This is a genomic window from Pedococcus sp., from assembly GCF_036000045.1.
GTDB lineage: Bacteria > Actinomycetota > Actinomycetes > Actinomycetales > Dermatophilaceae > Pedococcus.
The window spans coordinates 51,143-64,351 of record NZ_DASYGF010000072.1 but is presented as its reverse complement, the minus strand read 5'-3'; the positions used below and the strand labels follow the sequence as shown (position 1 = coordinate 64,351).

General features: G+C 72.5%; 15 protein-coding genes. 6 read left to right on the top strand and 9 right to left on the bottom strand.

Going from position 1 to position 13,209, the window contains the following annotated elements; all coding sequences use genetic code 11:
• Positions 1-62 precede the first annotated feature (62 nt).
• Genes sigE through VGN50_RS11215 form a run of 4 tightly spaced genes read left to right on the top strand, consistent with a single transcriptional unit; the run spans position 63 to position 3,583 of the window.
• On the top strand, positions 63-740 hold the full coding sequence (sigE, locus tag VGN50_RS11230; RefSeq protein WP_414694593.1) for an RNA polymerase sigma factor SigE: 678 nt from the start codon (positions 63-65) through the stop codon (positions 738-740).
• Positions 737-1,522 (top strand): hypothetical protein, encoded by a 786-nt coding sequence (locus VGN50_RS11225; RefSeq protein WP_327444862.1) that lies wholly within the window; start codon positions 737-739, stop codon positions 1,520-1,522. The genes sigE and VGN50_RS11225 overlap by 4 nt, the downstream gene beginning before the upstream one ends.
• A complete protein-coding gene (locus tag VGN50_RS11220; protein WP_327444861.1) occupies positions 1,519-3,219 on the top strand; it encodes a S1C family serine protease in 1,701 nt (566 codons plus the stop codon). Before VGN50_RS11225 ends, VGN50_RS11220 begins: the two co-directional genes overlap by 4 nt.
• 16 nt (positions 3,220-3,235) lie before the next feature.
• Entirely contained in the window at positions 3,236-3,583 is a 348-nt protein-coding gene (locus VGN50_RS11215) for a twin-arginine translocase TatA/TatE family subunit (protein ID WP_327444859.1), read from the top strand.
• Between the two features lie 55 nt (positions 3,584-3,638).
• On the opposite strand, the gene VGN50_RS11210 is transcribed toward VGN50_RS11215, so the two are convergent.
• Genes VGN50_RS11210 through VGN50_RS11195 form a run of 4 tightly spaced genes read right to left on the bottom strand, consistent with a single transcriptional unit; the run spans position 3,639 to position 7,218 of the window.
• A complete protein-coding gene (locus VGN50_RS11210; protein WP_327444858.1) occupies positions 3,639-4,784 on the bottom strand; it encodes an Mrp/NBP35 family ATP-binding protein in 1,146 nt (381 codons plus the stop codon).
• A 9-nt stretch (positions 4,785-4,793) separates the two neighbouring features.
• Positions 4,794-5,363 carry a DUF1003 domain-containing protein gene (locus VGN50_RS11205; protein ID WP_327444857.1) on the bottom strand — a complete coding sequence of 190 codons (570 nt, stop codon included), beginning with the start codon at positions 5,361-5,363 and terminating at the stop codon, positions 4,794-4,796.
• The gene (locus VGN50_RS11200; RefSeq protein ID WP_327444856.1) at positions 5,356-6,630 is read right to left on the bottom strand and encodes a magnesium transporter MgtE N-terminal domain-containing protein; all 1,275 of its coding nucleotides are present in this window, start codon (positions 6,628-6,630) and stop codon (positions 5,356-5,358) included. The genes VGN50_RS11205 and VGN50_RS11200 overlap by 8 nt, the downstream gene beginning before the upstream one ends.
• Positions 6,631-6,651: 21 nt before the next feature.
• On the bottom strand, positions 6,652-7,218 hold the full coding sequence (locus VGN50_RS11195; RefSeq protein WP_327444855.1) for a hypothetical protein: 567 nt from the start codon (positions 7,216-7,218) through the stop codon (positions 6,652-6,654).
• Positions 7,219-7,270: 52 nt separating this feature from the next.
• Between VGN50_RS11195 and VGN50_RS11190 the strand changes: the two genes are divergently transcribed.
• Both VGN50_RS11190 and VGN50_RS11185 read left to right on the top strand, forming a co-directional pair.
• On the top strand, positions 7,271-8,365 hold the full coding sequence (locus VGN50_RS11190) for a CoA ester lyase (protein WP_327444854.1): 1,095 nt from the start codon (positions 7,271-7,273) through the stop codon (positions 8,363-8,365).
• On the top strand, positions 8,365-9,252 hold the full coding sequence (locus tag VGN50_RS11185) for a CoA ester lyase (RefSeq protein ID WP_327444900.1): 888 nt from the start codon (positions 8,365-8,367) through the stop codon (positions 9,250-9,252). Before VGN50_RS11190 ends, VGN50_RS11185 begins: the two co-directional genes overlap by 1 nt.
• Before the next feature lie 257 nt (positions 9,253-9,509).
• On the opposite strand, the gene cobU is transcribed toward VGN50_RS11185, so the two are convergent.
• From cobU to VGN50_RS11160, 5 genes are read right to left on the bottom strand one after another with little or no spacing between them, the layout of a single operon-like run.
• Positions 9,510-10,040, bottom strand: a complete 531-nt coding sequence (cobU, locus tag VGN50_RS11180) for a bifunctional adenosylcobinamide kinase/adenosylcobinamide-phosphate guanylyltransferase (RefSeq protein ID WP_327444852.1) — start codon at positions 10,038-10,040, stop codon at positions 9,510-9,512.
• Complete coding sequence (locus tag VGN50_RS11175; protein ID WP_327444851.1) at positions 10,037-10,816, bottom strand: adenosylcobinamide-GDP ribazoletransferase; 780 nt, start codon at positions 10,814-10,816, stop codon at positions 10,037-10,039. The genes cobU and VGN50_RS11175 overlap by 4 nt, the downstream gene beginning before the upstream one ends.
• Positions 10,817-10,823: 7 nt before the next feature.
• Positions 10,824-11,855: a nicotinate-nucleotide--dimethylbenzimidazole phosphoribosyltransferase gene (gene cobT, locus VGN50_RS11170; protein ID WP_327444850.1), complete on the bottom strand. Its 1,032-nt coding sequence runs from the start codon at positions 11,853-11,855 to the stop codon at positions 10,824-10,826.
• Positions 11,852-12,838, bottom strand: coding sequence for a uroporphyrinogen-III C-methyltransferase (cobA, locus tag VGN50_RS11165; RefSeq protein WP_327444849.1), 987 nt, complete (start codon positions 12,836-12,838; stop codon positions 11,852-11,854). The genes cobT and cobA overlap by 4 nt, the downstream gene beginning before the upstream one ends.
• Positions 12,835-13,206 (bottom strand): hypothetical protein, encoded by a 372-nt coding sequence (locus tag VGN50_RS11160; protein WP_327444848.1) that lies wholly within the window; start codon positions 13,204-13,206, stop codon positions 12,835-12,837. Before VGN50_RS11160 ends, cobA begins: the two co-directional genes overlap by 4 nt.
• Between the last annotated feature and the right edge of the window lie 3 nt (positions 13,207-13,209).

Below are 13,209 nucleotides of genomic sequence, written 5' to 3'. Positions count from 1 at the left end.
GTCGTCTTGACCGATGTGCACGCTCCGCGCCGGCACCGGCGCGGCCAACGGAGGTGAACGACGTGACCGCGACCGACACCATCGGCGCGCAGCGGGGCTCGGCGGAGCAGGCCACCGCCCCCGGCGAGCGGGCTGAGCAGGTCTGGGTCCCTCCCACCTGGGAGGAGATCGTCGAGCAGCACTCTGCCCGCGTCTACCGGCTGGCGTACCGCCTCACCGGCAACCAGCACGACGCGGAGGACCTCACCCACGACGTCTTCATCCGCGTCTTCCGGTCGCTGCACTCCTACCAGCCGGGCACCTTCGAGGGCTGGCTGCACCGCATCACGACCAACGTCTTCCTGGACAAGATGCGCCGCAAGCAACGGATCCGGTTCGACGCGCTCTCCGACGAGTCCGCCGCCCGGCTGCCCACCAAGGACGCCGGGCCGGAAGCCACTTTCGACGCGACCCACTTCGATGACGACGTCCAGCGTGCGCTGGACGCGCTGTCGCCGGACTTCCGCGCGGCAGTGGTGCTGTGTGACATCGAGGGTCTCTCGTACGAGGAGATCGCCGCCACGCTCGGCGTCAAGCTCGGCACTGTGCGCTCGCGGATCCACCGTGGCCGCGCCCAGCTGCGCGAGGCGCTGGCCCACCGTGACCCCGCCCTCGGCCGCGCAGCGACGGACTTCGAGCCTGCGCCCGCCCCCAAGCGCCGTCTTCCGGTGCTGGGCCGGGCGGTGCCAGGAGCGCGGTGAACCGGCCCGTGGGACGGCAGCTCTGGGGCGGCATGCCGGGTGTCTCACCCGGTCGCGGACGCTGCCTGGGTGCGGCCCTGACGGCCTATGCCGACCGGGCCATGGACCCCGTAACCCTGCTGCACTGGGACCGGCACGTCCTCACCTGCGCGTGCTGCCGCGCCGCAGTGGCAGAGGAGCGGCGCGTGCTGGCGGCGTTGCGTGCCCCGGCGGCGCCGACCGTGCCTGGCGACCTGCGCGGCATGCTGCTGGCGCTGGCCGCCGACCCCTCCGCCAGGGGCCTGCGCTCGGCGGCGCCCGGCTCACTGGACCGGTCCGGTGCCGAGGGCGCCGTCCGGGGCCCTGACGACGCTGCGGACTATGGTCGTGAGGGTTTCGCGCCAGGCATCCCCGTCGCGCCGGTCCGGGTCGTCGACCGGGGCACTCCCGCGATGCATCGCTCCGCGCGCAGGGCCACGATGTTCGCCGGCCTCGCCGCGGGCGCGACCGCCGCGGCGGCCTGGGGTGTGGCGATGACTGGCGCGACCGCACCGCTGCCGGGGCCGGCCGCGACGCCGGGCCTGGTCCACGGGACGCCGCCAGCCACTTCGCCGTTCGCCCCCGCCGCGTTCATGGTGGCCAACCTGGGCCGTGCCCGGACCGCGGCCGTCCCGTTCGCCTCCGGCGCGGCGCGTCCCCCCGCAGCCCGTGCCGCGACGGCCCTCCGCTCTGCCTCGGTGGGCTCGACCGTGCGCCCCGCTGTCAGCGGTATGCCGGTCCGTTCGGCAGAATCGACCCCATGAGCGACGAGCGCGACCCAGCCGGCACTCCGCCAGAGTCGGGGCCCGACCCCGTTGAGCGGGCGGCTGACGCGAGGGGCCGCGGTGAGGGTCCGGGGACGCCCGGTGCTGCGCCAACGCTGCCGCCGGCCGCGTCCGACGCGCCGCACCGGGACCAGACGGCCCCGGTCTGGTTCGACCAGACCCAAGAGCTGCCGGAGCGGTCTGAGCCCAGCCCACCCCCACCGGCACCCGCCGACCACGGCGCGGCCTCTGACCAAGACTGGTCCTCCGACCGGGTATGGGCCAACGAGCAGGGATGGTCCAACGACCAGGGATGGGCCAACGACCAGGGATGGGCCAACGACCAGGGATGGGCCTCGGAGCCGACCGGGTGGCCTGCTGCACCGGGCGCGCCGTCCCAGGGGTCGTGGGCCGGTGCTGGCGCTGCCGCCGCGGCCGGGTCCGTCCCCCCGCCGCCGGCCGCCGCGCCAGGCTGGGAAGCAGCTGCGCTCCCGATGGGTGCGCCCTACCCGGCACCGCCTCAGGGACCTGGCGGCCACGGGCCGTTCGGGCCTGCGCGGGTGGACCCTGCTGGCCGGCATACCGGGCCGGGCTGGGGCGCGGTCATCGCCCTGGTCGCGGTCGCCGCGCTCCTCGCGGCCGTCATCGGTGGCCTCTTCGGCGGGTACCTCGCCACGCACCAGACCGACCTCGCCGGCACGGGCGCAGGCCAGTCACCCATCCCCACCGCAGGCGCCGGAGCGACCTCGCGCCCGTCGGGCAGCATCGCCTCCATCGCGGCCAGGTCGCTGCCCAGTGTGGTCACGATCAAGGTGAGCGGCGCCGACGGCACCGGCACGGGCTCGGGCTTCTTCATCGACCACAGCGGTCACATCCTGACCAACAACCACGTGGTCGAGGGAGCCGCCTCCGGTGGCTCGATCACCGTCGAGCTCAGCAACGGGTCCACCATCGACGCCTCGATCGTGGGCCGGGACGCGTCCTACGACCTCGCCGTCCTCAAGACCGGCCGGAGCGACCTGCCGCCTCTGACCATGGGCGTGTCGAAGGACGTGGTCGTGGGTGACCAGGTCATCGCCATGGGCGCTCCGCTCGGGCTCGAGTCGAGCGTGACCACCGGCATCGTCAGCGCGCTCAACCGGCCCGTGAGCCCGGGTGGCAACGGCAACCAGCAGTCCTACATCAACGCGATCCAGACCGATGCTGCCATCAACCCTGGCAACAGCGGCGGTCCCCTGCTCGACATGCAGGGCCACGTCATCGGCATCAACTCGGCGATCGCCAGGATCCCCGGCGCCACCACCGACACCCAGTCGGGCAACATCGGCGTGGGCTTCGCGATCCCGAGCGACCAGGCCGTCAAGACGGCCGAGCAGCTGCTCAAGTCGGGCAAGGCCGTCCACCCGGTCATCGGCGTCATCCTCGACCGGCAGTACACCGGAGACGGCGTCCGCATCCTGGCCCAGGGCACGTCCGCCACTGGCAACCCCGTGGACCCGAACGGCCCCGCCGGAAAGGCCGGCGTCAAGGCGGGCGACATCATCGTGGAGTTCGACGGGCGACCGATCAACGACCCCGACAACCTCGTGGTGGCCATTCGCGCCAAGAACGTCGGCGACCGTGTCACGATGAAGGTGCGGCGCGGCAGCCAGACGATCACGGTCACCATGACCCTGACCGGCGCCGCCGGCAGCTGACCGAGCAGAGGCCACGATGATCGACATCAACGGCTGGGAGTTCGTCATCCTGATCGTGCTCGGGGTGGTGATCCTGGGCCCCGAACGGCTCCCGGAGTATGCCGCGAAGCTGGGCCGGCTCGTCCGCCAGGCCCGGGCCATGGCCGAGGGCGCCAAGGGTCAGCTGCGCGAGCAGATGGGGCCGGAGTTCGACGACATCAACTGGCGGCAGTACGACCCGCGGCAGTACGACCCCCGCCGGATCGTGCGCGAGGCGCTGATGGACCCCTCGCCGCTGGACGAACCTGCTGTCGCGCCGACCTACGGGTCCGGGGTGCGACGGGACCCGGCCGCGCCGACGCCGTACGACCTCGACGCCACCTGAGCCCCCGCCCGGCCGTCACCGGTGGAGCGGGCCGGTCAGCGGCCGAGCAGGCCCGTCAGCGTCCGACGGGCGACAGGCCGAGGGAGCGACCGGCCAGGCCACGTGAGCGTGTGCCCAGACCACGGGCGATGGCCCGCAGCGACACCGCCGCCGGCGACTGCGGGTTGCGCAGCACAACGGGGGTGCCCTCGTCGGCGCCCTCGCGGAGGTTGGTGTCGAGCGGGATCTGGCCCAGCAGCGGGACGTCGGCACCCACGGACCGGGTGAGGGAGTCGGCCACGGCCTGGCCACCACCGGAGCCGAAGATCTCCTGGCGGGTGCCGTCGGGCAGCTCGAGCCAGGACATGTTCTCGATGACGCCGACGATGCGCTGGTGCGTCTGCAGGGCGATCGACCCGGCGCGCTCGGCCACCTCGGCCGCGGCCTGCTGCGGGGTCGTGACGACGAGGATCTCTGCGGTGGGGATGAGCTGGGCCACGGAGATCGCGATGTCTCCTGTGCCCGGCGGCAGGTCGAGCAGCAGGATGTCGAGATCGCCCCAGAAGACGTCCCCGAGGAACTGCTGGAGTGCCCGGTGGAGCATGGGTCCGCGCCACACGACCGGCTGGTTGCCGGGCACGAACATGCCGATGGAGATGACCTTCACCTCGTGGCTGACCGGCGGCAGGATCATGTCGTCGACCTGGGTCGGCCGGTGCTCCACCCCGAGCATGCGCGGCACGGAGAAGCCGTAGACGTCGGCGTCGACGACACCCACCCTCAGCCCGCTCTGGGCCAGTGACGCCGCGAGGTTGACGGTGACCGACGACTTGCCCACGCCGCCCTTGCCGGAGGCCACGGCATAGACCCGGGTGAGCGAGCCGGGCTGAGCGAAGGGGATCTCGCGCTCAGGGTTGCCGCCGCGCAGCTGCTGGCGCAGCCCCGCGCGCTGCTCGTCGCTCATCACGCCGAGGCTCACACTGACGCCGGTGACACCGGGCACGGCGGCGAGGGCCGCGGTCGTGTCCTTGGTCAGGGTGTCCTTCATGGGGCACCCCGAGACGGTGAGCAGGATCGTCACGGCGACCCGGCCGGCCTCGTCCACCTCGACGCTCTCGACCATGCCGAGCTCGGTGACGGGCTTGCGGATCTCGGGGTCGATGACGGTCGACAGCGCTTGGTGGAGCGCCTCGTCGGTCACCGGTGCGACAGGTTGGGGCATGCCCCCATGCTAGGTCGCCGGATGGTCGCCCGACGCACCGCCCGGCTCCTGGGCGGCGTCGTCCTCGTCTCGCCGCCCGCCCGGTCCGCGCTCCTCGATCTCATCGAGCAGGCTCCGCAGCTCGGAACGCAGGAAGTCGCGGGTGACCGAGTCACGCAGGGCATGCCGCAGCGCTGCCACCTCGCGGGTGAGGAACTCGGTGTCGGCGAGGTTGCGCTCGTCGCGGGCCCGGTCCTGCTCGAGGGCCACCCGGTCGCGGTCGGCCTGACGGTTCTGAGCGAGCAGGATCAGAGGCGCGGCATACGAGGCCTGCAGGCTCAGCATCAGGGTGAGGAAGATGAACGCGTAGGGGTCGAAGCGGTACTGCTTCGGACCGAAGACGTTCCACGCGATCCACAGGACGACGAACACCGTCATGGCGATGATGAAGTTCGCGGTGCCCATGAAGCGCGCGAACTGCTCGCTCCACACGCCGAAGGTCTCCTGGGACACGGTGGGCCGCGGCAGGAGTGGTCGCCTCGTCTCGCGCGGCTGGTCGAGACGCACGCTGCTGGCGCGGGCGGTGGGGCGGTCAGGCATGGGTCACCTCGCGCCGCTCCTCGCGCCAGTCGTCGGGGAGGATGTGGTCGAGCACGTCGTCCACTGTGACGGCCCCGAGGAGCCGGCCGTCGGCGTCCACCACGGGGACTCCGACGAGGTTGTACGTCGCCAGGATGCGGGTGACCTGACCGAGGGGCGCCTCGGGCCCCAGCGGCTCGATCTCCTTGTCGAGGATGCTGCCGATCGCGCCGTGCGGGGGCTCGCGCAGCAGACGCTGGATGTGCACCATGCCGAGGTACTTGCCGGTCGGCGTCTCGTGGGGGGCGCGGCAGACATAGACGGTAGAGGCGAGGGCGGGGGAGATCTCGGCCCGGCGCACCACAGCCAGCGCCTCGGCGATCGAGGCCTCCGGGCCGAGGATCACCGGCTCGGTGGTCATCATGCCGCCCGCCGACTCCTCGTCGTAGGTGAGCAGGCGGCGCAGGTCTGCGGCCTCGTCAGGCTCCATCAGCTGGAGCAGCTCCTCCTGCTTCTCCTCGGTGAGGTTGTGCAGCAGGTCGGTGGCGTCGTCGGGCTCCATCGCCTCGAGCACGTCGGCGGCGCGACCCACGGGGAGGGTCTCGAGGATCTCGACCTGGTCGTCCTCGGGCAGCTCCTCCAGGACGTCGGCGAGGCGCTCGTCGGCCATCGCCTCGGCGACCTCGGCCCGGCGCTTGGGCGACAGGTCGTGGATCACGTCGGCGAGGTCGGCCGACTTGAGGTTGTCGTAGGTCTCCAGCAGCCGCGCGGCGGACTGGCCCGAGCCGGACTGGTGCAGACCCTCGACGTCCTCGATGGGCACCAGCACCGTCGCGCCGCGGCGACGCCGGAACGGCCCGAGCGCAGCCCGGGTCGCCCCCTGGCGGACGAACACCTTGGAGACCACCCAGTCGCGGTTACGCTCGCGCTCGATGGCCACGTCCTCGACGGTGGCCTCGTAGTCGCCCTCGGGGTCATGGACCGTGACGGTGCGCTCGAGGAGCTCGGCCATGACGAGCTCCTCGTTGGTGCGCTGCTCGAACCGGCGCATGTTGACCAGGCCGGTGGTGATGACCTGGCCGCCGTCGACCGAGGTCACGCGGGTCATGGGCACGAAGACCCTACGTCGGCCCGGCACCTCGACGACCAGGCCGATGACGCGGGGGCGACGCCGGGAGGCGCCGAAGGTGACGACGACGTCACGGACCCGGCCGACCTGGTCGCCGAGCGGGTCGAACACGCTCAGGTTGGTCAGCCGGCCCACGAAGACGCGCGACGGAGTGCTCACGCAGTAAGGCTATCCGGCGGGTCAGTGCTCGTCGGGGAGGCGGTTACCGCGCCGCCGTCGCGGACGCCCGCGCCAGTGCCAGGGGCGCCACCCTGCGGTGGTGGCCTCGCTTGGCGGGACCGGGGCCGCGCCCGAGGTGGTGGGGTAGGAGCCCGGGGCCTCGACGGGGGATCCGAACGGCCGGAAGGCGCGCACCGTGCACTCCGCCGCCCAGCGGGTCAGCAGGTCGTCGGTCGCGTTGAGGCGCTCGGACTTCAGTGCCTGCGTCGCGGGTCCCCACTCCTCGTCCTCGGGGCGCAGCTCGCGCGCGGCGGCCTGGACCGTCAACAGCCGCCCACCGTTGTCCTTGCTGCGGGCGATGAGGTGGACCCGTTCGGGCACCCAGGGGAGGGTCTGCTCACCCGGGCCGGACACGGCATACACGGTCTCCCCGTCCCAGGCGTGCCAGAACGGCCACGCCCGGTCCCCGGGGATGTCGACCCAGAGCAGGCCCGACTTCGACGCGGCCTCGGCGAACAGCGCGGTGACGTTCAGGGTGACGTTCGCGGTGACGTTCCGGGTGACGTTCGCGGGCGGGGAGTCGGTCACACCGTGAACTGTGTCATAACCGCTTCGCCGGTGTCGCTGCTAGTTTCGCCGCGTGCGCAGCCCCAAGGACTTCTTCGCCCCGCTTGCCGTCGGTGCCCCCGCACCCCTTCGTGAGGTGCCTGCTCGGCCGTCCCGGGTGATCCACTTCTTCGACCCGAGCAACGAGAAGATGGCGGCCAAGATCCCGAGCATGGTCGGCACCGTCGACATCCTGCTCGGCAACCTCGAGGATGCCGTCAAGGCTGACCGCAAGGAGGCCGCGCGCGCCGGGCTCGTGCAGGTCGCCCGGGCCACCGACTTCGGTGAGAACACCCAGCTCTGGACGCGAGTCAACGCCCTCGACAGCCCGTGGGTGCTCGACGACCTGACCACGCTCGTCACCGAGGTCGGCGACAAGCTCGACGTCATCATGGTGCCCAAGGTCCAGGGCCCCGAGGACATCCACTACGTCGACCGGCTGCTCGCCCAGCTCGAGGCCAAGGCCGGCCTGACGCGTCCGATCCTCGTCCACGCGATCCTCGAGACCGCGCGCGGTGTCGCCAACGTCGAGGAGATCGCCGGCGCCAGCCCGCGCATGCAGGGCATGTCGCTCGGGCCCGCCGACCTCGCCGCCGACCGCCGGATGAAGACCACGCGGGTGGGCGGCGGACATCCCGGCTACCTCGTGCGGCAGGACCCCGTGAACGGCGACATCAACGCGGATCGCCAGACGTACCAACAGGATCTGTGGCACTACACGATCTCGCGCATGGTCGACGCGTGCGCGATGCACGGCATCCTGCCGTTCTACGGGCCGTTCGGGGACATCAAGGACGTCGTCGCCTGCGAGGACCAGTTCCGCAACGCGTTCCTGCTCGGATGTGTCGGGACCTGGTCTCTGCACCCGGTGCAGATCGAGATCGCCAAGCGAGTCTTCAGCCCCTCGGTCGAGGACGTCGCCCACGCGCGACGGGTCGTCGAGGCGATGGGCGACGGCACCGGTGCGGTCATGATCGACGGCAAGATGGAGGACGACGCCAGCGTCAAGCAGTGCCTGGTCATCGTCGAGCTGGCGGAGCGGCTGGCCGCGATCGACCCTGCACTGGCCGAGCTGTATGCCGCCGAGCCCGACTCCGACTCCGCCTCCGGCGAAGGCGCGGGTGCGTGATGGCGGCCCGGACGGCATACCGCCCGCGCCGCTCGGTGCTCTACATGCCGAGCTCCAACGAGCGCGCCCTGGAGAAGGCCAAGACCCTCGCGGTCGACGCGCTGATCTTCGACCTCGAGGACGCAGTGGCGCCTGACGCGAAGGACCAGGCGCGCGAGAATGCCTGCGCCGCAGCTCGATCCGGCGAGTACGGCTCGCGCGAGCTGACGATCCGCATCAACGGCATCGGCACCCAGTGGCACGACGACGACCTCCGGGCGGCGTGCGCCGCCGGCCCGGACGCCATCGTGGTTCCCAAGGTCGGGTCCGCAGATGAGGTACGCGCACTGGTCGCTGCCATGGAGACCGCTGGGGCGCCGGACCACACCAGCCTCTGGGCCATGGTCGAGACGCCGGCGGCGATGCTCCACTGCGAGGAGATCGCGGGTGCCTCGCCGCGCCTGACGGCTCTGGTCATGGGCACGAACGATCTGGCCAAGGAGCTGCACGCCGAGCATGTCCCGGGCCGCCAGCCGCTGCTGACCGGCCTGTCGCTGTGCCTGCTCGCCGCCCGCGCCACGGGCACGGTGATCCTCGACGGCGTCTACAACGACGTGAAGGACGCGGCCGGGTTCGAGGCCGAGTGCAGGCAGGGCCGCGAGCTGGGATTCGACGGCAAGACGCTGATCCACCCCGGCCAGGTCGAGGTCTGCAACGCCACGTTCGCGCCGAGCGCGGCGGCGGTGGAGGACGCCCGTGCCGTGGTGGCCGCCTGGGAGGCCGCCGGCGGCGCCGGAGTGGTGACTCACAACGGCCGCATGATCGAGAACCTCCATGTCGAGACCGCGGAGCGGGTTCTCGCCGTCCACAAGGCCATCACGCGACAGTCTGCCGACGCGGGAGCGTGACCGCGACGGCGACGGCGACCGGACGGGTCCTCGTCCTCGGTGGGACGGCCGAGGCGAGGGCCCTCGAGCCTTAGGCCCGTGGGGTGAGCTCCCTGTCGTCGCTGGCCGGGCGCGTGTCGCGGGCCCACGCCTGCCGTTCGAGCCGGGCAGCGAGCGAGCCGAACCCCGGCACGGGGTGGAGGCGGCGAGGTCCCCGAAGCTGGTCGGCGGCATACCGAGGATGAGGCCGACGACGACGGGGTCGGTGGTGGGCCGCCTCATGGCTGCTTGACGGCCAGGACCTGGCCGGCGACGACGAGGAGCACCCGGTCTGACGCGCCCGCGACCGACTGGTTGAGCCGGCCCAGCCAGTCGGCGAAGATCCGGCCCGACCGGTGCTCCGACACCAATCCCCACCCGACCTCGTTGGTGACGGCCACGACGTCGTGCGGGCACTGCGCCCACGCCTCGGTGACCCGCCGAAAGCGCTCGGCGAGCGCAGCCTCCCAGGATGCCTGTGGCGCCTCCCACACGGCCAGCTCGTCGAGGACAGAGGTCAGCCAGGTGCCGAGGCAGTCGACGAGGGCCGGACCGGTCAGTTCGGAGAGGGCTGTCGCCAGGTCGGTCGTCTCGATGGTCGTCCAGTCAGCCGGACGCCGGTCGCGGTGTGCGGCAACACGTTCGGCCCAGTCGGTATCGTCGCTGCGAGGGCCGGTGGCGATGTAGGTGACCTGACCGGCGCTGGCGATCAGCTCCTCGGCGACCATGGACTTGCCGGAGCGCACGCCGCCGGTGACGAGGGTCCTCACTGGCCCAGCCCCGATGACAGCACGACGAGCAGGGTGGCGAGCGAGAGCTCGATGGCGGCTCCCATGACGTCGCCCGACACTCCACCGAACACGCGAGTCGCCGTGCGCACCAACACAGCCACGACGGCGGTCATGGCCAGCACCGCCACGATGCCGACGAGGGGTTGCACTCCTTGCACGCCGACGGCGAGGCTCAGCAGCCCTGCCGTCACCAGGAGGACGACGACGGTGACCGGACGGGGCACCGCCTCGGCCACGACCGCCCCCAGGCCGTCGGAGCGGGCCGCGTGGATGCCGGTGGTGCAGGTCAGGGCGCAGGCCGCGCGCGACACCAGCACCGCGACCCCCACGACGAGCCAGCCCCACGGACGACCCAGTACGACTGCGGCCGCTGCGGCCTGGGCGAGCAGGACCATAACCAGGGCTGCGACGCCCATGGGCCCCACGTCGCCGCGTCTCATCACCTCGAGGGCGCGTTCGCGGCTCCAGCCCGCACCGACGCCGTCCACGGTGTCGGCCAGGCCGTCGAGGTGCATGGCCCGCGACCCCAGAGCCAGGACGAGCAGGGCCAGGGTGGCGCCCACCAGCGGGGGCAGCACGCTGAGCTGGGCGATCCAGCAGGTCGCTGCCACGGCCACGCCGAGCGGGAGCGCGGCCAGGGGCGCCAGCGACATTCCCCACGTTGCCGAACGCCTGGTGGGCGGGTCCAGCTCGCCGACCGGCACCATGGTGAGGGTGCCGACGGCGAGGCGCAGTCCGTCCACGACAGCGGTCATCGCAGCCTCACTCCGCCGGAGCCAGCAGGTCGGCCAGCAGGGCCATGTCGTGCAGCGCGACCACCGCAGACCGCAGGATCGGGAGAGCGGTCATCGCACCGGACCCCTCGCCGAGCCGCATGCCGAGGTCGATGATCGGCACCAGGCCCAGCGCCTCGAGAGCCAGGGACTGGGCGGGCTCCGGCGACCGGTGGCCGGCGACGAACCACTCGCGGGCCCCAGGCTCGACGGAGTCGGCCACCAGGGCCTCGGCCACCGAGATCACGCCGTCCAGCAGCACAGGGAGCCCCGCACGCGCTGCCGCGACCATGATGCCGACAGCGACCGCGAGGTCCGCCGAGCCGAGGGCGGCCAGGCGCTCGCGCGGGTCGGTGACGTGAGCGGTGCGTTCCAGGGCGGTCTGGATGACGGCGGCCTTGCGAGTCAGTCCCTCGTCGTCCAGCCCGGCTCCTCGGCCCGCGACCTGCTCCGCCCGCAGCCCCAGGGTGCTGGCGATCAGCGCGGCTGCCGGGGTGGTGTTGCCGATGCCGAGGTCGCCCAGGACGAGCAGCTGCGTGCCTACTGCCAGCTCCTCCTCGACAAGGGTGGCGCCGACCTGGAACGCCCGCTCGAGCTCCTCGGCCGAGATCGCGTCCTCGATGTCGATGGACCCGCACGAGCGACGGATCTTGTGCGCGGTGACCTCGGCGGGCACGCCCTCCAAGTCATCGTCGACGGCGATGTCGAGGACACGCACCGTGACCCCGTGCTGCGCGGCCAGGACGCTCACCCCCGCAACGCCCGCCACGATCGTGCGCACCATCGCGGCCGTGATCTCCTTGGGGTACGCCGCCACCCCGGCGGCGACGACGCCGTGGTCACCGGCGGGGACGAGCGCGGTGACGCGCTCCAGCGGGCGGGGCGGGCAGGCGCCCTGGCAGGCCGCCACCCAGGCGCCGAGCTCCTCGAGCCGACCGAGCGAGCCGAGGGGCTTGGCGAGGGCGTCGAAGCGAGCCAGCGCCTCGACGCGAGTCTGGGGGTCGGGGGGACTGAGGGTCATGAGCTCTCCTGGAGGGCGGTGACGACGTCGCCGATGACGGTGACGGCGGGGGGACGGAGGCCGGCTGCCTTCGCGGCAGCAGCCAGGGTGGTGATGGTCGCGGTGACGCTGCGCATGCTGGGCATGCCTCCGTCGGCCACGCAGGCGGCCGGCGTGTTCGGGTCCATGCCGCCGCTGACCAGCGCGGCCGAGATCTGCGGCAGCGCGGCCACCCCCATCAGCACCACGAGTGTCAGGCCCGAGCCTCCGAGCCACGCCCAGTCCACCATGCTGCGCGGGTCGCCCGGTGGGACGTGGCCGGTCACCACGACGAACCCCTGGGTCAGCGTGCGATGCGTGAGCGGGATACCTGCGAGCGCCGGCACTGCGAGGGCCGACGAGACGCCGGGGATGACCGTCACCGGCACGCCGGCCTCGACGCAGGCCGCCCACTCCTCACCGCCTCGGCCGAAGACGAAGCTGTCTCCGCCCTTGAACCGCACCACGCGCTTCCCGGCCCGGCCATGAGTGACCAGCAGGTCGTTGATCGCCTCCTGGGGGGTGAACGCACCGCGCGGCATCTTGCCGACGTGCAGCACCTCGGCATGGTCGGGGACCTCGTCCAGCGCGCCGAGCGGTACGAGGCGGTCGGTGACCACGACGTCGGCGCTGCGCAGAGCCTCCAGCCCGGCCACCGTGAGCAGGCCGGCGTCGCCGGGGCCGCCCCCGACGAGGACCACGCTGCCGGAGCCTGCGGCCTCGGCGCCGGCTACCGGCCGGGTGAGGGGGTCCCGCACCACGATGTCGTATGCCGTGACGTCGGCCTCGGCGACGACGGTCACGAGCTGCCGGGTGGCGAGGTCCTCGACCATGGGGCTGGGTGAGGTGGCCAGCACGCTGACGACAGCGCCTTGGGCGAGGAGGCCGTGCACGGTCTCGGCGATGCGCTCGCCCGGGTCGCGCACGAGCACGGCTGGGGCCTCGCCGGGGACGGTGATCCTCATGCGCTGCGCTCCTGCTGGTCGACGAGGACGGCCGTCAGCTCGCGCAGCAGTACGTCGGTGGTGTGCGGGTCGCGGACCGCCAGACGCAGCCAGTGTGGACCCAGGCCTGGGTACGTGTCTCCGCGCCGAGCGGCACGCCCCTTGCCGCGCAAGGCTTCTCGCACACCGGTACCCACCTCGACGAGGACGGAGGGCGCAGTGGAGCTCAGCCGGCGCAGTCCCAGCCGGCGCAGGACGGTGAGGAGGTGCGCGCGCCACTGGGCCGTCACGCGGGCAGCCTGGGCGGCCGGGGGCCAGACCGGTGTCAGCCGCAGGGCCGACGACAGGTCGTCAGCGCCGACCACGGCAGTGAACGGGTACGTGACCACGGA